The organism is Halobaculum sp. XH14 (assembly GCF_032116555.1).
GTDB classification, from domain to species: Archaea; Halobacteriota; Halobacteria; order Halobacteriales; family Haloferacaceae; genus Halorarum; species Halorarum halobium.
In genome coordinates this window covers 2,686,904-2,705,992 of record NZ_CP134949.1, presented here as the reverse complement: position 1 = coordinate 2,705,992, position 19,089 = coordinate 2,686,904, and the positions used below count along the sequence as shown (strand labels likewise).

Here is a 19,089-nt window from a genome sequence, read left to right as displayed (position 1 = left end):
TTAAACCTCAGAGATGGTGATATCGCAGTCATCTCCGCTTCTTCCTCTAAAGCTAATCTCGAACCTTGTTTTGACCGGAGTATTTGTGAGATGTGAATCTACTTCAACGGTGAAGCTGCCATCGTCGAGACTGCGTCGACAATACTCGTCATCAGCCGCAGGCGAGAACGGATGGGAGGAGCTGAATAGGACGAGTTCCTGTTCAGAGGAAATTTGGACCTGCTCACGGTTCCCGCCATGTTCGCTCTGAGTATCGTAAATCCCACTTTCTTCAAAGAGTTCTGAATCAGGATACGGTACATCTCCCACAAACCGGAGGTTTGTGATGGCATCAGGCCCAGTTCCAAAGTTCTCTACAGTGACAATTGCCTCCGATGCAATTGAGTATTCACTCGCCCCGTCGTACATCTCCGTTGGATGATTCCGTGCGAGTTTCAGGTCGGTGATACGGATATCGGGACGGATTTCGAGTGTGGATTCACCTACCTGGGTCCCTGATCGGGTGGCGTACACTCCGAACTCACCGGGAAGATAGGTCGCGCCCAAATCGAAGGAAACGGTCCTCACACCCTGTGCGACCGATGCTGTAGCGAACGACTTTCCAGCGGGGTCGACGATACTCAGTTCGTCGACGACTGAATCCTCGCGCAACTCGACCACGAGATGCAGATCTTCGGTCGAGATTGCTTCGATCGCATTTGACTCATTGTCCGGAGGGTCACCAGCGGCAGTGCAGCCAGTGAAGGGGAGCAGCGTCGCTGCAGTGATCGTTCCGAGGGCGGTTCGACGGTTGATTGGTGAATCGTGTTCGTTCATCTGTATTCATTGAATTTCAGGAAGCTACCGAGACGGATGCCAGCGAAGAGAACGACGAGGAAGGGGATCGACCACCAGACCACGTCGACGAGCAGGTTGACCCACCCCGTGATCGTCAAGAGGGGATGCCAGGAAACGCTCGCCGTCGCTCCGGTATAGGCGGGATCGTGTGAGAGCCAGGAGCCAGGGTGGTAGCGAACGGAGTAACTCCCCGGATTAGTCACGACGAGACGTCCGACGCCAGCTTCGTCCATTGTGACCCGCTCGCCGTTGACCGTGACGTACCCTTCACGAGTCTCGCCGTTGATCGGGACTGCGACGGGTCCTGTATCGGTTTCATCTGTGAGTCTAATCGGCGCTCCTGTTCTCGCATCCACGAGTTCGATTCGGAGCGTCGCGTTCGACTCGGTCTGCGAGATAACATCGACGGTGAGCGCACTTTCTCGAACGTTTCGTCGGTCCGCCGCTGGTGGAAGATCCACTGTGGTATCCACGCCGCGGACGATCCCGAGGACGCGAACGCGTTCGATCCCGTTCGTCCCCGTCCGGAGTGCGATCCCGGCCGATTCCGTGTAGGGTCGCTCGACGACTCCGACCGAGATGGAGTCAGGGAAGCCTGCTGCGGGTGAGTCGGTCTGCCGACCCCAGACCTGGAGCCGCGTCGGTCCGTCACGAACAGGCTCCGTTCGCGGGCCAATTTCGGAGGGATACGCGTGAACGTAGACCGGTCGTGCAGCCGATGCAACTCGTGTCTCACCAGTACGCCTGGAGTGGACGAGCTCGTCCCAGCCGAGATCGCGGGCGGTGTAATACCGCCAGACGCCTCGAACGCGCTCGCCATCGTGCGTGTCCAGGTGGTAGCCGTGCCACGGCTGGTACTGAGACAGCGCGATCCCCGTCTCACCAGTCGGATAGCGGGCGGTGTACTGGCTGATCGTCGGTTCGTAGACGATGACCGGAATCGTGTCTGAGACGGTGACCATCTCGACTGTGGTCGTTATCCGTGTCTGATTCTCTCCAGCTACCGACGCTGTCCCCCTGAGTGTCACTCGAATGTCCGCCTCGACGGTGAGGTTGGCCGGACCGGCCCCGGTCGTTTCGTACCGGAAGAGTGGCGTCTGTGAGCCAGCCGAATCCGCGATGAGCTCCCCATCCCGGAGTAATCGAACCTCACTCACCCCGGTGCTGGTGAGTGTCCACGAGCGCGTCCCGTTCGGCGTCGATTCGAGTGCCGGCACACGCACCCGATAGTCGATGAGTGCTCTGACCGTACCCGCGGGAGCGATGTACAGTGGCTCATCGTTCACGCCACGATGGAGTCTCGTCGAGGGCTGTACCGAGAACATCGACGCGTGTGCATCTGCAATCGTCCCTGCGTCGGTGAGCGTTGCACCCGGGGGATATACGGAGGTAGACGAATTTCCGGGTTTCAGATCCGAAAAGTCATGTGCTGTCCATCTCGCCGCCGTATCTGGTGGGCGTTTGAACGTGATGTCCGTACAGGCAGCGAGTTGCTGGATATCGCTGGATGTCGTGGCTTCGGCGATCGTCTCAGCCGGCTGCGCACAGCGATCAGAATCCATGGACCAGAGCGAAGCGACTTCGGATTCATCGAGCGGAGCGTTCGGCTGCATTCCCGATCGACTCCCATCCTGTGCGCTGACCCCGAGCGAGACCATGCTCATGGTGACGACAAGGATGAGCGCGATCTGAGCGTAGGGTCGGCACACAGCCTTCGAATGAACGTCACCAGGGGACGAGATCGATACAGCTCGCCAGTGGGAGGTTCATCATCGAGCCGGCGACAGTGTAGAGCGGCCCCAGGATCACCAGCACGACTGCGGACTTGAGCGCCGTTCGTTTGTGCCGTTTGATCCCCTCGCGCTGCTCCCGATGGAGGGTGAACATCTCGACGAGTGAATCGCCCTGCCAGACGACGACGAGCCCGACGAGGCCGAGCCCGGTCGTCAACTGAAAGAACCCGGTGATCATCTCGGGAAGTCGATCCGCTGCACAGACGGCACTCTCCTGGGCTGCCACAGGATCGACTGCGGCGAGACAGAGGACGAAGAGCCCACTTGAGAGTCGAGCGATGGACGGCCGGGCGATACGGATTACATCGAATACAGAGTTCCTCGACGCTACACTAGGTATCATTATCTGACGGTGGACGGATGGAACTCGCGCCGGACGGAGTGGTGGCTGCTCGTAACCTCCCCGTTACCGACCACGGCACGATGAACCATCTCACGTCCAGCAACGCAGGTTGGGGGATATATTATTTTTGTATAGTACACAAGAGATTACTAGTGATTACCATAATACCCGGCATGAATTACCGTTCACGGAAGGAGCTGGTCTCTATCTGCATAGTACCTGGATACTATTTCGAATTCTCCTCAGCAATTGACATCTCTCCCATCAGTGGCTAGCCAGTCCACAGGTGGACAACCCGGAGCGCCCGAATCATGGGAGCTTGCCCCCCACTGCGGATCGAGTTGGTGTGACCCCAGCACGAGCAGTTTTTGCGGTCGCCGTCGACGGGCGACGGCGACCAACTGGGAGCCGTACGTGCATGAACCGAACGAAATCTCAAGACGTGACAGATCGGATGGGCGTCTACAAGCGACTCGAAGACGTACCCGCGCACCACAGACTCGAACGATACGCCGAGACGTACGAAGACCGCGACGTCTGGGCTGAATTCTGTGAGGAATACGAGTACGAGCAGGGCTCATCAGCTACCTTTCTTCGTGAGGTTGACCGGGTGGGTGACAACTGGCTGACACACATGGCCACCCGAGGGCGACACCATGTGCTTGCAACGCCCGCAGATGTCGAGGCGTGGTCTGAAACGCTCGTTTCAGACAAGTCCATGTCGACGGCGTACAACTACTGGGTCCGAATCAAACGGTTCTACGAATGGCTCACTTGGCACGTAGATCACCCACACGTCTACGATCCCGTCCTCATCGCCGTCGTGACGGGTGATGCGACGGGCCAGATCTGGGAGGAGAAACTCCGGAAGTGGCGAAAAGCCAAAGCGAGGGGGACCAAGGATGAGTGACAACTCCGATGATGACATTCGGGATCAGCGTCGGGAACTGGCAGCAGCCTTCGAGCAGCCCGTCGACCCACTTGCAGAGGCTGCTGCTGTGTTCGAGGAAACTGAAATTGACCCGTTCGAACTCTTCGAAGCGGAAGTACTCGCCCAGCGCGAGCTTGCTCCCGCAACTGAGCGCCATTACGAGCTGGTCTTCACAGAGTGGAGAGACTACATGGCCAGACAGGGGCGTCATCCTGCCTGTCCGAATGTCGAACACGTCGAGGCGTTTATCGAGTGGCAGACTGCAGCCGAGTCGGAGGGAGGAAAGGGAAACGTCAATCGGACGGCCACGGAGAAACTCCGCAAACTGAACCACGCGTATCGGTACTGGCAACAGGACGCAACCTTCCCCCATCCGGATGGGTATAACCCGATTTACCTCGCCAGAGCACGGGTTCCACTCCCGGTCACAAAGGAAAAGGAGCATCGCAGAATTCCCATTCCGGAGTTACGGGAGATGATGGAGGCAGTCCCGAATCTTCGGGCACGGACGCTGATCGCACTTCAACTGAAACTCGGACTTCGCGCAGGTGAGATTACGAACATGCGACTGTGCGACGTCCATCTGGACGACGCTGAAGCCACACGGTATCTTCCCGAGGTGGGAACACACGACCGTCTGCAGGAGTATACGAACGTTCTGTACGTTCCGACGAGAGATGAGCGGGATGGGAACAAGTCCAGTCGCCCTCGATTACTCCCGCTCGATGCGGAACTGCGAGCGGTGCTGAATCGCTATCTCCTCGTTCGCCCGGACAATGGGGAACCGTGGGTATTCCTCTCGTTGAAGAGCCACACACAGATGACCAGCCAGGGTGTCAACGAGATCTGGAAGGATGCCTTCCATCCCGAGTACGCTGAGACGGACGAGCATCGTTCGTTGACGAGTCATTTCGGACGGCACCGATTTACGACCTACTGGCGGGTCGAACAGGACGTGAATCGGCAGTTGGTGAAATACATGCGTGGTGATCGAACCGGCGCGTATGAAAACGCCCGCGGGATGAACGCCTATCTTCACGCATACTTCGAAGATATCGAGGAGCTATACCGAGAGAACATCTACCGACTCGAACTATAGCCACGACTGGCGACAACTTGAGAGAGTGGAGTCTTTCTACTCCATATTATGCCGCGCGGTCCGCAGATTCAGATGGGTACTTGTAGAGAAGTTCGTGGCCCTCATCAATCATCTCCACGATGACAATCCCGATGAGCACCCCTACACCACTCTGACGATCCCCTGCTCAGGTCTGAATACACCTGATTCGTGGGTATTCGAATCGAATTCCTCCAGTGTAGCGATCGCTGGTGAAGTGGGATTCCCGTACTGATTTGTCGCGTTCATCCGACTATCGATGGAGTCGTCGACGAACGTATGATCGGAAGGCGGGATGTAGAACTCGGGAAGAGTCGGTCAACCGTGACGAGTCTCGATAGTCACGGTTCCACCTCACGGATCCCTCCCACGTCTCTAGGGGTTAGATAGCAAACACCTTTGTCACTGGATGGTTTGATAGTTGACTAGCCATGAACGTGCATTCCAGCCTGGGCCAGCAGCTGAGCTGGAGGCAAGCTCGAATCGATACCGAGAGAAGCGTTCGCTGTACCACTGTGTTCAGATAATGGGTTCATCTCCCCCCGTTCTCAATTCGTCGACGGTGCTGCTCGTCGGAACGAACGACTGGATCACGCACTTCGCAGCGACGCTCGAGACACGGACTGGCGCCACCGTACATTCGGTTGGAACCAAGGCGGAGGCAATTGACATCGTCCGGAAGGGGACCTCAGACTGTCTCATCAGCGACTACTCGCTTGAAGAGACGACCGGACTCGAACTCCTCAGAGAGATCCGCGAGGAAACGACTGCGCTACCAGTACTACTCGGTACTGCTGCCGGGAATGAAACCATCGCCAGCGAAGCTATCGAAGCAGGTGTCACCGATTACATCGCGCTCACGGACCCGCCAGAAGGGATGACCGATGAACTCATCGAACGAACCGAACGTGCCGTCAGATCCGCACAGCGGTCGGACACCCAACGGGAGCGGGCCAGACAGTTCGACGCGATCTTCAGTGATTCGCGGACCGCGACGTGGGTGCTTGACCCCGATGGCTCACTCGCTCGGGTGAACGAAACAGCACGGGAGATGGTCGATGAAGACGTCGAAACGATCGTCGGCGAGCCATTCTGGACACTTCCGTGGTGGGCAGAGGCTGGTGCGACGAACGCAGACATTCGACACATCGTGGAGAACGCACTCGGCGGAACGTTCGGCAACGCGGTCGTCCAGCAGCCATCACACGTCGAGGACCCGCGCGTCATCGATCTGTCCGTGCGACCGGTCGAGAACGAACGCGGGGATCTGGTCTCGATCGTCGTCGATGGTGTCGACATTACTCAGCGCGTTGACCTCGAACGCGATCTCCGTCAGTCAGAGGAACTCCATCGCGTCACGCTCAACAATATGACAGACACCGTCCTCATCACGGACGAATCCGGCGAGTACACCTACGTCTGTCCAAACGTCCACTTCATCTTCGGCTACACAGCTGACGAGATTCACGAGCAGGGGACAATCGACGACCTCCTCGGTGAAGATCTGTTCGACCGTGACGAACTCGCGGCTGGCGGCGTCCTCAAGAACATCGAAACCACGGCAACGGACAAAGCGGGTCGCGAACACACGCTCCTCGTTAACGTTCGAGAGGTCTCGATTCAGGACGGAACGCTCCTCTTCAGCTGTCGGGATATTACGAAACGAAAGCAACGTGAGGAGGCGCTTGCAACCCTCCAGGGAACCGCTCGGGATTTCCTCTATGCCGAGACTCACCAGGAAATCGCCCAGCACGTCGTCGACGATACATCCGGCGTCCTCAATTTGGATGCAAGTGCGGTCTATCTCTTCGATGCCGATGCCAACGACCTTCGCCCTACTGCACAGACGGCGACGATGAAAGAACTCAATGGACCGCTTCCAACCGTTCACGCCGACGGCACGACCCTTCCGAGTTATAGCTTCGTCGAGGACAAAGCGCTATTCTTCGATGATGTCCACGAAGCAGACCGGCTCGATAACCGGGCGACTGACCTTCGCAGTGCGACCTACATCCCGCTTGGCAACCACGGCGTGTTCGTCGCTGGCTCGGATCAGGTTGGCGTCTTCGACGATGTGACGCGGGAACTGGCCGATCTGCTCGCGGCAACCGCCGAAGCAGCGCTCGACCGCGTTACGCGGGAATCCCGACTCCGCGAACAGGACCGTACACTCCAGCAGCAGAACGAACAGCTCACCTCCCTGAATCGCATCAACGAGACGATTCGAGAGATCGATCAAGCACTCGTCCAAGCCGAGACGCGGGAGGAGGTCAACCATACAGTCTGCGAGCTGCTGACTGCCGATGACCGGTTCAGGTTCGCCTGGATCGGCACGGTTGATCCGACGACCGATAGTGTCGACCCACGGGCCTGGGCAGGAAGCGAACAGGGATACCTGGATAGCCAGTCGTTCGCCACCGAGGGATCAGGGACAGAGCCAGCCGGACAAGCAGCGGCGACTGGCGACGTGACGATCGTGAGGAACGTCGCCGCAGGACTCCGCGACGAACCGTGGCGGAAGGACGCACTCGCTCGCGACTATCTTTCCCTATTGAGCATCCCCCTCATGTACAACGACCTCACGCACGGCATCTTGACGGTCTACGCTCCGACGCAAGACGCGTTCGATGACACGACGAAGGCCGTCCTTGCCGAACTTGGCGAGACCATCGCATCCGCACTCAGTGCGATCGAGCGGAAGAATGCGCTACTCACGACATCGATGACGCGTATCGAGTTCGCCATCGATGATCCGGCGTTCGTCCTCTCACGGCTGGCACAGGACGCAGCGTGCACACTCTCATATCAGGGCGGAGTCCGGCAATCCACAGAGGGAAGTTACGTGTTCGTCACCGTCGAAGGTGAATCTCTGGATAACGTCACAGAAGTCGCCTCGCAGCTGAACGCCATCGATGACGTCCAACAGATCAGTACTGATGGGGACGGCGGTGTCTTGCGTCTCCGCCTCACTCAGCCGTTTCTCGCCCTGGAATTGGCCGATCACGGGGCCGTCTTCCGTGAGGCGACCGCTGATCCGACCACGACGACACTCGTCATCGATATTCCGGACAGTATTGATGTCCGGACGATCACCCACCTCGTCCGTGAGACGTTCTCTACTGTAGAACTTCGCGCCAAACAGACGCTCGATCAGACCGTAGAACACGACCTCCACTCGACGTTCCTCGAAAAGCTGACCGAGCGACAACTGGAAGTGATCCAGACGGCATACTACAGTGGGTATTTCGAGTCGCCACGCGAGCGTACCGGTGAGGAGGTTGCGGAGACGCTCGATATCTCGCCACCTGCGTTCTATACGCACGCTCGGACGGTCCAGCGCAAATTGTTTGCGACACTTTTTGAGGAAAACAGCGTCCCCATCGCGGCCGCTGCTGGAAGGGTTGAATAACAAACCACCAATATAGAAGGCGGTTTGGTGAAAAACGACCGGATATTCCCTTATATACTTATTACCTGTATTCAGAGTGCCCTGATCTGCGTGCTGGCACTCGTGGACTCACAATGAGAGATGTCGACCCTGAACCCGACGACGGAACACCGTACGAGTGCTTTGGATGTGGCAATATCATCATCGCCGAGGATAACCCTGGCCAGTGTCCCAACTGTAGCGGTCCGATGCGAAATCGCCGGACGCCGCTTGAGTGACCATGTCAACGAATCCCGATCGCGCCCCCGACGAGTCGGGCGATGCGTCGACAGAATCGACTGAATCGGAATCGGCACTCGAAACGGCCCGCCGTCAGCTGTACCACGCTGCCACCCATCTCGATATCGACCAGAACATCGTCGAACGGCTCAACCATCCGAAAAACGTCCACGAGGTGACGATCCCAATCGAGCGAGATGACGGGACGGTCGAGGTGTTCACCGGCTATCGAGCCCAGCACGACAGCGTCAGAGGCCCATATAAAGGTGGTCTGCGATACCACCCCGACGTGACCAGAGACGAGTGTGTTGGGCTCGGTATGTGGATGACCTGGAAGTGTGCCGTGATGAATCTCCCATTCGGTGGGGCCAAAGGCGGTGTTGCTGTCAATCCGAAGGAGTTGAGCACAGTGGAAACGGAGCGGCTCACCCGACGGTTCGCACAGGAGCTTCGTGACGTCATCGGTCCCAACCAGGACATTCCCGCCCCCGACATGGGGACGAACCCGCAGACGATGGCGTGGTTGATGGACGCGTATTCGATGCAGGAGGGCGAAACGACGCCGGGCGTCGTCACCGGGAAGCCGCCGGTCGTCGGTGGAAGTAAAGGCCGTGAAGAGGCCCCTGGACGAAGTGTCGCGATTATCACGCAGCTGGTCTGCGAGTACTACGATCGCCACCTCGAGGAGACGAGGGTCGCAGTTCAGGGGTACGGGAGCGTCGGTGCGAATGCAGCCCGCCTGCTCGATGACCGGGGTGCGACCGTCGTCGCGATCAGCGACGTGAACGGGGCGATGTACGAGCCAGACGGGATCGATACAGCCTCCGTTCCGTCGCACGATGAAGAACCAGAGGCCGTCACAACGTATGCTGACACCGTCATTTCGAACGATGAGTTGCTCACACTCGACGTCGACGTCCTCATTCCCGCTGCGCTGGGGAACGTGATCACCAAAGAGAACGCGGAAGCAATCGCCGCGGATTACGTCATCGAAGGTGCGAACGGTCCGACGACGTCCACGGCAGATTCAATCCTCGCCGAGCGGGAAGTCGCAGTAATTCCCGATATTCTGGCCAACGCCGGTGGGGTCACGGTGAGCTACTTCGAGTGGCTTCAGGACATCAATCGTCGAGCGTGGTCGCTCAAACGAGTGAACGAGGAACTCGAAGCGGAGATGCAAGCTGCCTGGGATGCGGTTCGATCCGAGTTCGAGCGCCGAGATGTGACCTGGCGAGATGCTGCGTACATCGTTGCGCTCTCACGTATCGCCGAGGCCCACGAAGCACGTGGGCTCTGGCCATGATCCGCGGCATGTAACGAGAACGCTACAGTACAGGCGGTTCGTACGGTTTCCCGCGAGAGGTTGATTGCGGGCGCTCCACTATGGTTACTCAAGTACCATGGACACAATTCCAAGTGCTGTCACAGTAAATGGACAGCGGAATCCCAGCGCTTGGGATTCCGCCAAAGTGGTCTATTATTGGCGTTCTGATGGTCAGGTATGGAACGTCGACAGGTCCTGAAAGCAGGTGGAGTTGCAGCAACCACTGGTCTCATGGGGCTCGCCGGCTGTAGCGGCTCAAATCCTGACGTAAGTGACCTGACGGATACCCCCTCGAACGGGAGCACGAACACGGTTCTGATGGTCACGGAGGGAAGCGACTACTACTTCGATCCGATCGGGCTCTTCGTCGAACCTGGCGAAACCGTTACGTTCGAGATCGATAGCGGCAGCCACTCTGCGACTGCATACAGTGAGAATGGACAGGCCTCAGTCACGCGCATTCCCGATGGGGCAGAGCCTTTCGACAGTGGGATCCTCACTGAACAGGGCGCGACCTTCGAACAGACATTTGAGTCGCCAGGAACCTACGACTACTATTGTACCCCACACAAGGGTCTCGAAATGGTCGGCCGCATCGTCGCCGGTGAACCCGGCGGCCCGGCTGACGGGAGCATGCCGCCGGACGGAGACGTCCCCGAGAGCCAGACGATCGTCGACCAGGGAGCAGTTTCCTATAGCGACTTTTCTGGATAATCACGGTACCCACTCTGCCAACAGTTGCTCTCTGAAGTCATTGGCGCGTTTCGGGCTACTCATCTTCGTTTAGCCGTGGTAAACCAGGTTGGCGAATTCTCAAAGTATGGGATTCCGCGGCGAACTCTTCGGGTGTCGCCTCTGAGCCTTGCTAGAGACACCCAGTCGGGGTGAACGAAGAATGCACCCGTGACCCACACTCATGACCAAAATACAACTCAATACCGAAGACGGCAGCACAGGTGAGCAGAACTCAGTCACCGAGTCCCAGCCACGTTCATCGTGCCCGGAATGTGATGGAGACGTCATTTACGACGGCGAACACGGTGAGACGACCTGTGAGGAGTGTGGATTGGTTCTCGAGGACGCATCCATAGACCGAGGACCGGAGTGGCGTGCGTTCCATGGCGACGAAAAAGCGGAAAAAAGCCGCGTCGGAGCCCCCATGACACAACTCATGCACGACAAGGGGCTGAGTACGACGATCGGCTGGCAAAACAAGGATGCATATGGACACTCGGTGTCCGGCCGAAAGCGAGCCCGTCTGCACCGACTTCGTATCTGGGATGAACGGTTCCGGACGAAAGACTCCCAGGAGCGGAATCTCAAGCACGCACTCGGTGAGATTACTCGGATGGCATCAGCCCTCGATGTGCCGGAACCAGTCTGTGAAACTGCAGGGGCGATTTATCGTCGGGCAGTCGAACAAGCTCTTCTTCCAGGTCGGTCCATCGAGGGGATGGCGACAGCTGCGCTGTACGCTGCGGCCAGACAACACACGACTCCACGGCCGGTTTCCGAATTCGCTGAAGTCAGCCGCGTAGAGAAAATTCGCATCCAGCGCGCATATCGGTATCTCTCCCGGGAGCTGGGCTTACAGATCGAACCTGCTGATCCGCTAGAATACGTACCTCAGTTCGCCTCAACGCTGAACGTGAGTGACGAGGCAACGCGTCAAGCTCACGACCTCCTCACTACTGCGAAGGAACAGAGTGTCCATAGCGGGAAGAGCCCTGCTGGTCTCGCAGCGGCCGCACTATATGCGGCAACCCATCTCACGAACGAGCAACTGACACAGGAGACGGTGAGTAATGCAGCCCACATCAGTACAGTAACCATTCGGAACCGCTATCAGGAGCTGCTTGAGGTCTACGCTGCGGAGGATGGCGATTTGTAATGAATGACCCCGCAACATCACTGCGGAACGGGTCTTCGACTGCTGTCCCAACGAGGGATGTGATGAGTGGTCTCGGACGTGAAACTGACCGGGAAGTCCTCGAAATACTCCTCGCTGAGTCGCCACAATACGTCATGGAAATCGCCAGGACAGCAGATCGTCACCCAATTACAGTAGACCAAACGTGTGCACGACTCCATGAGCACGGACAGATTCACCCAGTCGGCCGAGGAATCTATGAAATTACAGGGGATGGAATTCGACGAATACGGGAGGGATCCGATTCGTGACCCTGGAATACGATCGTTCCTACCTTGCCCTCACCCGTGGTGCAACAGGTCGTAATCAAATAGCATATCTCGAATACCCGCCAACTCCCACCAATGGTGCGCGATCCAGCGTCATCTGAGGACTCGCCATCGCTGCAAACTGTCCTCAATGCGCTGGACGACGCTGACTGTCGGGCCATCCTCGGTGAAACAGCAGAACCTATGACCGCAACCGAACTCATCGATGCGTGTGACATCCCTCGATCAACGTTGTACCGGAAGCTCGAACTCCTCAGCGACGCATCACTCGTCCGTGAGCAGGACAGCATAAACCCCGGGGGCGGTCGAACCACGACGTACAGACGTGACTTCGACGACGTGATACTCACCATGGATGAGGATGATGACTTCTCGGTGACGGTCGAGCGGCCGCCACGGAATGTCGACGAACGGCTTGCTGAGATTTGGTCGAAGATGGGAGACGAACTATGATCTGGGTGGAAACAGCCATCGTCGTCGTGAAGACGGTGATATTGCTGCTGGGGAGTGGAATCACGTATATCGCTTTCAGGGCATATCGACGAACGGGGGCTTCGTCGCTCCGGGTTCTCGGAATCGGATTCGGTGTTATCACCTTTGGTGTGCTCCTCGCTGGGATTGCCCATCAAATCCTCTCTGTGTCGTTTGAGGCGGGAATCCTGATCAATAGCGTCCTCGTTGCGATTGGCTTGGCAATCGTCCTGTATTCACTCTATCTTGAGGACAACTGACGCCGCCGGACGAGTCAGGTTCAACTCATGGGCTCGAACCTTGCACACTCGGCTGTGTCTGCCAGCCCGGATCGCAGGAATCCTCGAAGTGGACCGCGACGGGGACGAGCCGCCACGCCGTCGACCTGCTAGGCGAACTCCACGCCGCGCACCTCGAACCGCGCGCCGCCCCTCGTTCCCTCCGTCACGGTGACGGCCCAGCCGTGGGCCTCGGCGGTCCGGCTCACGATCGACAGCCCGTAGCCCGTCCCGTCGCGTGCGGTCGAGTAGCCGCTCTCGAACACGTGATCCCGCTGCCCGGGGTCGATGCCCGGCCCGTCGTCCTCGAGGTAGAAGCCGTCCCCGTCCTCGAGCGCGCCCACGGTGACCGTCACGTCCGACCCGCCGTGCTCGACTGCGTTCCGCAGCAGGTTCTCCAGCAGTTGCCTGAGCCTGCCACGGTCAGCCCGGATCGACCGGTCGGTCTCGACGACGAGTTCGGTACGCTCGGTCCGGACTGCCTCCCAGCAGTCTCTCACGAGGCCGGGCAGCGGAACCGCCTCCAGGTCGGTGCCGGCGTCGCCCTCCCGGGCGAGCGTCAGCAGGTCGTCGATGAGCGCCCGCATCCGCTCGTGTGCGCGCTCGATGTCGGGGACGTGTTCGCTGTCGCACTCTTCGGACAGCAGTTCGAGCCGCCCGGTTGCGACGTTCAGCGGGTTCCGGAGGTCGTGTGAGAGGATGCTGTTGAACTCGTCGAGCCGTTCGTTCCGGCGTTCGAGTTCGTCGCGCTGGCCCAACAGCGCCTCCTCGCGCTCTGCCCGGTCGAGCGCCGACTCGGTCGCGGTCGCCAGGATGCGCGCGAGGTAGACGTCGGACTCGTCGAACGCTCCCGTCTCCGTATCGCCCGCAGAGAGGGTTCCGTGCTCGCCGAGCGAGAGGATCAGCAGGCTTCCGAGGTCGGTCCCGGAGTCGAGGGTCCGTTCGGACGCGCCGACGTCGTCGATGACCGTCGGCTCGCCGGCGTCGTACGCGGCCCAGTTGCGGCTCCCGCCCTCGGGCGTGAACACCGGGCGATCCCCGAGGACGTCCGCGACGGACTCGGACGTCGCGACCGGCACCAGACCGTTCTCGTCCTCGTCGTAGAACCGGACCATCACCAGCGAAAAGCCGAGAATCTCCTCGGCGGCCGCGACGGCCCGGTCGGCGATGTCGCGTCTGGTCCGCGCCTCCATCAGGTCCCTGGTGGCGTCGTGGAGGCGCTCGACCCGTCGCTCGCGCTCGCGGAGGCGGTCTTCCCGATCGAGCCGATCCATCGCGACCGTGAGCGTCGTCGAGAGCACCTCGACGAGCATCTCGTCGGTCTCGTCGAACGCGCGTGGCTCGCCCGAGGAGACGATGAACGTCCCGTGGTCGCCCAGCTTGTGGACGAGGACGCTCCGCGTCGGCGTCGACTCCGACAGCCCGTCGTACGCCTCCGTGTCGTCGATGCGGAGCGTGTCGCCGCTCTCGAACGCCTGCCAGACGAGCCCCGCGCGGGAGTCGGCTGCCGCCCCCCGCTCGTAGCGCGGGGGCGAGTCGAACGCCTCGTCGACCCCGTCGACGACCTCCACCGGTTCGAGCGCGTCCCGGTCCTCGTTCAGGAGGTGGACGCCGCTCAGCGGCGCGTCGATGGTGTCGTCGGCGGCGTCGATTGCGACCCTGGCGGCCTCCCGTTTCGATCCGGTGTACGCGAGCGTCTGCGTGCGGTCCCGGAGCCGTTCGAGCTTCCGCTCGCGCTCCACGCGCTCGGTGACGTCGCGGTCAGAGACGACGATCGAAACCACCTCGCCCGCCGCGTTCGTGACCGGTCTGAACACGCCCTTGACGGCGTACCGGCGCTCGTCGGGGCTCGCGAGCTCCGTCTCGAACTCGACGTACTCGCCGTCGGCGGCTCGCTCGACCCACGACCGGACGGTGGCCCGGACCTCGTCGTCGTCCGTCCACCAGGGCGTCTCCCAGAACCGCTCGCCGACGACGGCGTCGAGGTCGTCGTCGACGTACTCCATCGCCGTCCCGTTGACGTCGAGGACGGTGCCGTCCGTGTCGAGCAGGCCGACCAGGATGTTCGGGTCGTTGAAGACGGCCTCGAACCGTCGATCGGCCCGTTCGAGCGCTCGGCGTGACCGGTCTCCGGCGACGACGTTGCGGATCCGGTTCGCCAGCACCGCGTACTGGTCGGTCCCGCCCTCCTTCTGGAGGTAGTCGGTGACGTCCCGCGAGATGGCCTCGATCGCCACTTCCTCGCTTCCCTTCCCCGTGAAGAGGATGAACGGCAGATCCCCGTGCTCCCGCCTGACCGCGTCGAGCAGCGCCAGCCCGTCCATCCCCGGCATATCGTAGTCGCTGACGACGCAGTCGACCGGCCGGTCGTCCAGCGTCTCTAGCGCCCTCGCGGGTGTCGTCTCCGTGGTGACGCTGATGGCTTCGTCCTCGCGCTCCAACCACGTTGCGACCAGCCCGGCCAGATCCGGGTCGTCATCGACGTGGAGGACCCGAACCGTCGGCTCGGAGTCCGCTGTCGTCATTTCAGGACCGTGGCTTTCGACGGCGCCGGCATAAGTGTGGTCGCCTCGGTCCTCGGAGCCACGCTCACGGTCCGTGACAGGACCACTGCCGCCTTGGCACCCATCCCGCTCAGGTTCTCCGGTAGCCCCGTCGGGCCGTCGGTGACGAACGACGTCGCTGCCCGACCAGTGGTTGACCTCCCAGCCTGGTCCGAGGTCGACGGGCCCGGTCCGGAGCACGGTCGGGTCTGAACCCGGAGAAACGCGTCTCGTCAGTGGAGGAGGGCGGGTACCAGGAGTGGCGGAGCCCGTCCGAATCGGATCGTCGTATAAATACGTTTCCTCCAGTGCACGCGGCTGTGAACGGCGTTCCCCTTTGATTCACTGCCCGGCCGTCAGTCCGCACATGGACCACGCGATCTCCATCGAGTCGGTGCGCAAGGAGTACGGCGACGTCGCCGCCGTCGACGACCTGACGCTGACCGTCCGCGAGAACGAGGTGTTCGGCTTCCTCGGGCCCAACGGCGCGGGGAAGTCGACCACGATCGACGTGCTGTTGAACCACGTCCGCCCGACCGCCGGATCCGTGACCGTGCTCGGACACGACGTCGTCAGGGAACCCACGGCGGTCCGCGAGCGCGTCGGCGTCCTCTCGGACGGCTACGGGCTGTACGACCGGTTGACCGGCCGCGAGCACGTCGACCTGGCGATCGAACTCGCGGACGCGAGCGACGACCCGGACGCGATCCTGGAGCGGGTTGGGGTCGCGGACGCGGCCGACCGTCGGGTCGGCGGGTACTCGAAGGGGATGTGCCAGCGGCTCGCGCTCGGCATGGCGCTCGTCGGGTCGCCCGACCTCCTGCTGTTCGACGAGCCCTCATCAGGGCTGGATCCGACCGGCGTCCGGCGGCTCAGGGAGATCGTCCGCGAGGAGGTGGCGCGGGGCGCGACGGTGTTCTTCTCCAGTCACGACCTCGATCAGGTCGAGGCGGTCTGTGACCGGGTCGGAATCCTCCACGCCGGCTCGCTCGTCGCGGTCGACACCGTCGAGGGCCTGCGCGACCGGCTCGGCACCGCGTCGGCGCTCCGGGTCGATGCCGACCCGCTCCCGGACCCGGACGTCCTCGCGGGACTCGACGGGGTCCGGTCGGCGACGGTCGCCGACGGCCAGCTCGTCGTCGACTGCGCGAACGGCGGGGCGAAGATCCGGACGCTGGACGCCGTCCGGGACGCCGGCGCGACGGTCGCGGACTTCCGGACAGAGAGCGCCTCGCTGGAGGAGCTGTTCGCCGCGTCGCTCGACGGGATCGACGCCGACGGGTCGGGACGAGCGACCGGAAGTCCCGAGCAGTCCGAGCGCGGGGAGCCGTCCGACGACGCGGACCGGTCCGAGCGCGTGGAGCGCTCCGACGCCGAGCGCGCCCGCACGGGGGCGGACGCGTGAGCGTCGCCACGCTGGCTCGGAAGGACGTCCGCGACGCGAGCCGGTCGCGGACGGTCTGGGCACTGACGGCCGTGTTCACCGCGTTCGCGCTCCTCGGCGTCTCCCTGCTCGCGGTGGTCGGCGCCGGCGGCGCGACCGCCCTCCAGGCGGTCGGCGCGCTGACGCTCCCGTCGGTGCTGCTGGTGCCGCTTGCGGCCATCGTGGTCGGGTACGTGGCCGTCGTCGGCGAGTCGCGGGACGGCAGCCTGAAGCTCCTGCTCGGCTTCCCGGTCTCGCGGGCGGCGGTGCTGGCCGGGAAACTCCTCGGCCGCACCGCGGTCGTCGCCGGCTCGATCGCCGTCGCCTTCGCGGTCGCCGGCGTCCTCGGAGTCGCGCTGTACGGCGGGTTCTCGGCGGTTCGCTACGCGGCGTTCACGCTCGCGACGGTCGGGCTGGGCGTCGCGTTCGTCGGGTTCGCCGTCGGCGTCTCGGCCGCGGTCGACACCCGCGGCAAGGCGCTGGCGGCGGCGGCGGGTGCGTACTTCCTGCTCGTGCTGTTCTGGCAGCCGCTCGTCGCCGGGATCTACTACGTCGCCGCGGGGGATCTCCCTGGTGCGACCGTCCCCTCGTGGTACCTGTTCCTCGAACGGCTCTCGCCGACGATGGCGTATCAGGTCCTCGTCGAGGCCACGCTCGGGGTCGGGGCGTCGGCGTCGATCTTCTCGCTCCGCCCGCCCGGAGCCGCGACCGCACCCCTGGCGGAACAGCTCGGGACCGACGCCGTCCCGGCGTTCCTCTCGCCGCCGGTCGCCGTCGTCGTCCTCGGGCTCTGGACGGTCGTCCCGACGCTGTTGGGCTACCTGCGCTTCCGCCGGAGGGACCTGTGAGCCGGCCGCGTCGCCCCTCGAAACCACGTACACTGAAAGGACTGTGACGTGATGGGCAGCGGGATGGCCGACGACGGGGATCTCGACCGCTCGTCTCCCCACGACGGGGACGGCTCCGCGCCCGACGGGGAGGCGGTGCCCGAGCGGGTCGAGGAGGGTGCGGACCTCGACACCGTCGCGGCCGTGCTCGAGGACCCGTACGCCCGGTCGATCCTCGTCGGGACGGCCGACGTGTCGCGCTCGGCCGAGGAGCTCATCGCGGACACGGACGCCTCCCGCACGACGGTGTATCGCCGGCTCCAGCGGCTGGTCGAGCTCGACCTCGTCGCGGAACGACAGGAGCTGGACCCGGACGGACACCACTTCAAGACGTACCGCGCCAGGCTCGACCGCGTCACGATCGACCTCGACGGCGACGGCTTCGAGATCACGGTGACCCGCCGGCCGGTCGAGGACGACGCCGTCGACCGCCTCAACCGACTCCACGAACGACTCACGAGATGACGCCCACCGCACACGCCATCGAACGGCTCGACGCGCTCCCGGGAGCGACCGCCGTCCTCGCCCAGGGCCAGCCACGGGTCTTCGTCGAGGGGACGCTCGGCCTGCTCCTCGCTGCGACCATCGCGCTGGCGCTCCTGATCGGGCTCGCCACCGCGGGGCTCGCCGTCTCCCGGTACCGGAACCGTCGGGACCCGGCGCTGCGCTCGCTGGTCGTCGGGCTCGTGTTGATCACGGTCGCGCCGCTGCCGTTCCGCATCTTCGTCGTCGGGACCGTCCCGCCCGTCGTCCGCGACGCGGCGCCGCCGATCGTCCAGGTCGCGGGCCTGCTCGCCGTCCTGTGGGCGATGTACGGCGACCCCCGGACGAGCGACGGGCGGCTCCGCGACCGGGTGACCCGCGGCGACCTCCTCGTGGTCGCGGTCGCGGTCTCGCTCGCGGCGACCACCGTCCTCGTCGGGGAGCTGTGGCGGTCCGGCGCGCTCGTGCTGGTCGGCCTCTCGTTCGTGGTCGCGCTCTCGACGTTCGTCGCGGGCCAGGCCGCCCGGGCCGCCCACCGGTACCGCTCCCCGGCGATGGCCTCGCTGTCGGTCGGGATCTTCTTCCTCGCGGCGCTCCCCTCGCCCGTTGGCGCGGCCCTCCTCGTCGCCGGGCACGTTCCCGAACCCGTCGTCGTCGGGGTCGTCTCCGGCGCGATCCTGCTCGGGGAGACGGCGATGCTCCTGACGCTCGTCTACCGGTAGGCCCCGGGACCGCGCATCGACCCCGACCCCGGTTCGTCGGAGACGCCGGTGCCCACCGACCCCGTTCGCCG

At 62.3% G+C, this 19,089-nt stretch carries 17 protein-coding genes; 13 read left to right on the top strand and 4 right to left on the bottom strand.

Annotated elements, in window-relative coordinates; all coding sequences use genetic code 11:
• The 3 genes from RJT50_RS13860 to RJT50_RS13850 all read right to left on the bottom strand — a co-directional run bounded on the left by RJT50_RS13860 (position 1) and on the right by RJT50_RS13850 (position 2,973).
• On the bottom strand, positions 1 to 816 hold the full coding sequence (locus RJT50_RS13860; protein WP_313692099.1) for a hypothetical protein: 816 nt from the start codon (positions 814 to 816) through the stop codon (positions 1 to 3).
• Positions 813 to 2,501, bottom strand: a complete 1,689-nt coding sequence (locus RJT50_RS13855) for a DUF8186 domain-containing protein (RefSeq protein WP_313692097.1) — start codon at positions 2,499 to 2,501, stop codon at positions 813 to 815. Before RJT50_RS13855 ends, RJT50_RS13860 begins: the two co-directional genes overlap by 4 nt.
• A gap of 61 nt (positions 2,502 to 2,562) precedes the next feature.
• On the bottom strand, positions 2,563 to 2,973 hold the full coding sequence (locus RJT50_RS13850; RefSeq protein ID WP_313692095.1) for a DUF7985 family protein: 411 nt from the start codon (positions 2,971 to 2,973) through the stop codon (positions 2,563 to 2,565).
• A gap of 418 nt (positions 2,974 to 3,391) precedes the next feature.
• Between RJT50_RS13850 and RJT50_RS13845 the strand changes: the two genes are divergently transcribed.
• The 9 genes from RJT50_RS13845 (at position 3,392) to RJT50_RS13805 (ending at position 12,942) form a co-directional block, all read left to right on the top strand.
• Positions 3,392 to 3,883, top strand: a complete 492-nt coding sequence (locus RJT50_RS13845; RefSeq protein ID WP_313692093.1) for a hypothetical protein — start codon at positions 3,392 to 3,394, stop codon at positions 3,881 to 3,883.
• Entirely contained in the window at positions 3,876 to 5,003 is a 1,128-nt protein-coding gene (locus RJT50_RS13840; RefSeq protein ID WP_313692091.1) for a tyrosine-type recombinase/integrase, read from the top strand. Before RJT50_RS13845 ends, RJT50_RS13840 begins: the two co-directional genes overlap by 8 nt.
• Before the next feature lie 544 nt (positions 5,004 to 5,547).
• The gene (locus RJT50_RS13835) at positions 5,548 to 8,430 is read left to right on the top strand and encodes a bacterio-opsin activator domain-containing protein (RefSeq protein ID WP_313692089.1); all 2,883 of its coding nucleotides are present in this window, start codon (positions 5,548 to 5,550) and stop codon (positions 8,428 to 8,430) included.
• Positions 8,431 to 8,543: 113 nt separating this feature from the next.
• The gene (locus RJT50_RS13830; protein ID WP_313692087.1) at positions 8,544 to 8,687 is read left to right on the top strand and encodes a rubrerythrin-like domain-containing protein; all 144 of its coding nucleotides are present in this window, start codon (positions 8,544 to 8,546) and stop codon (positions 8,685 to 8,687) included.
• A gap of 2 nt (positions 8,688 to 8,689) precedes the next feature.
• The gene (gene gdhB, locus RJT50_RS13825) at positions 8,690 to 9,991 is read left to right on the top strand and encodes a glutamate dehydrogenase GdhB (RefSeq protein WP_425499685.1); all 1,302 of its coding nucleotides are present in this window, start codon (positions 8,690 to 8,692) and stop codon (positions 9,989 to 9,991) included.
• Between the two features lie 198 nt (positions 9,992 to 10,189).
• The gene (locus tag RJT50_RS13820; protein WP_313692084.1) at positions 10,190 to 10,726 is read left to right on the top strand and encodes a plastocyanin/azurin family copper-binding protein; all 537 of its coding nucleotides are present in this window, start codon (positions 10,190 to 10,192) and stop codon (positions 10,724 to 10,726) included.
• Positions 10,727 to 10,928: 202 nt separating this feature from the next.
• Entirely contained in the window at positions 10,929 to 11,903 is a 975-nt protein-coding gene (locus tag RJT50_RS13815) for a transcription initiation factor IIB (protein WP_313692082.1), read from the top strand.
• A 383-nt stretch (positions 11,904 to 12,286) separates the two neighbouring features.
• Complete coding sequence (locus RJT50_RS13810) at positions 12,287 to 12,664, top strand: helix-turn-helix domain-containing protein (RefSeq protein ID WP_313692081.1); 378 nt, start codon at positions 12,287 to 12,289, stop codon at positions 12,662 to 12,664.
• Complete coding sequence (locus RJT50_RS13805; protein WP_313692080.1) at positions 12,661 to 12,942, top strand: DUF7521 family protein; 282 nt, start codon at positions 12,661 to 12,663, stop codon at positions 12,940 to 12,942. Before RJT50_RS13810 ends, RJT50_RS13805 begins: the two co-directional genes overlap by 4 nt.
• A gap of 128 nt (positions 12,943 to 13,070) precedes the next feature.
• Here RJT50_RS13805 and RJT50_RS13800 read toward each other — a convergent pair whose 3' ends face one another.
• Positions 13,071 to 15,485 carry a hybrid sensor histidine kinase/response regulator gene (locus RJT50_RS13800; RefSeq protein WP_313692079.1) on the bottom strand — a complete coding sequence of 805 codons (2,415 nt, stop codon included), beginning with the start codon at positions 15,483 to 15,485 and terminating at the stop codon, positions 13,071 to 13,073.
• Positions 15,486 to 15,870: 385 nt separating this feature from the next.
• Between RJT50_RS13800 and RJT50_RS13795 the strand changes: the two genes are divergently transcribed.
• The 4 genes from RJT50_RS13795 to RJT50_RS13780 all read left to right on the top strand — a co-directional run bounded on the left by RJT50_RS13795 (position 15,871) and on the right by RJT50_RS13780 (position 19,018).
• A complete protein-coding gene (locus RJT50_RS13795) occupies positions 15,871 to 16,908 on the top strand; it encodes an ABC transporter ATP-binding protein (protein WP_313692078.1) in 1,038 nt (345 codons plus the stop codon).
• Positions 16,905 to 17,774, top strand: coding sequence for an ABC transporter permease subunit (locus tag RJT50_RS13790; protein ID WP_313692076.1), 870 nt, complete (start codon positions 16,905 to 16,907; stop codon positions 17,772 to 17,774). Before RJT50_RS13795 ends, RJT50_RS13790 begins: the two co-directional genes overlap by 4 nt.
• A 63-nt stretch (positions 17,775 to 17,837) precedes the next feature.
• Positions 17,838 to 18,278: a helix-turn-helix domain-containing protein gene (locus RJT50_RS13785; protein WP_313692074.1), complete on the top strand. Its 441-nt coding sequence runs from the start codon at positions 17,838 to 17,840 to the stop codon at positions 18,276 to 18,278.
• Entirely contained in the window at positions 18,275 to 19,018 is a 744-nt protein-coding gene (locus RJT50_RS13780; protein ID WP_313692072.1) for a hypothetical protein, read from the top strand. The genes RJT50_RS13785 and RJT50_RS13780 overlap by 4 nt, the downstream gene beginning before the upstream one ends.
• The last annotated feature ends 71 nt before the right edge of the window (positions 19,019 to 19,089 follow it).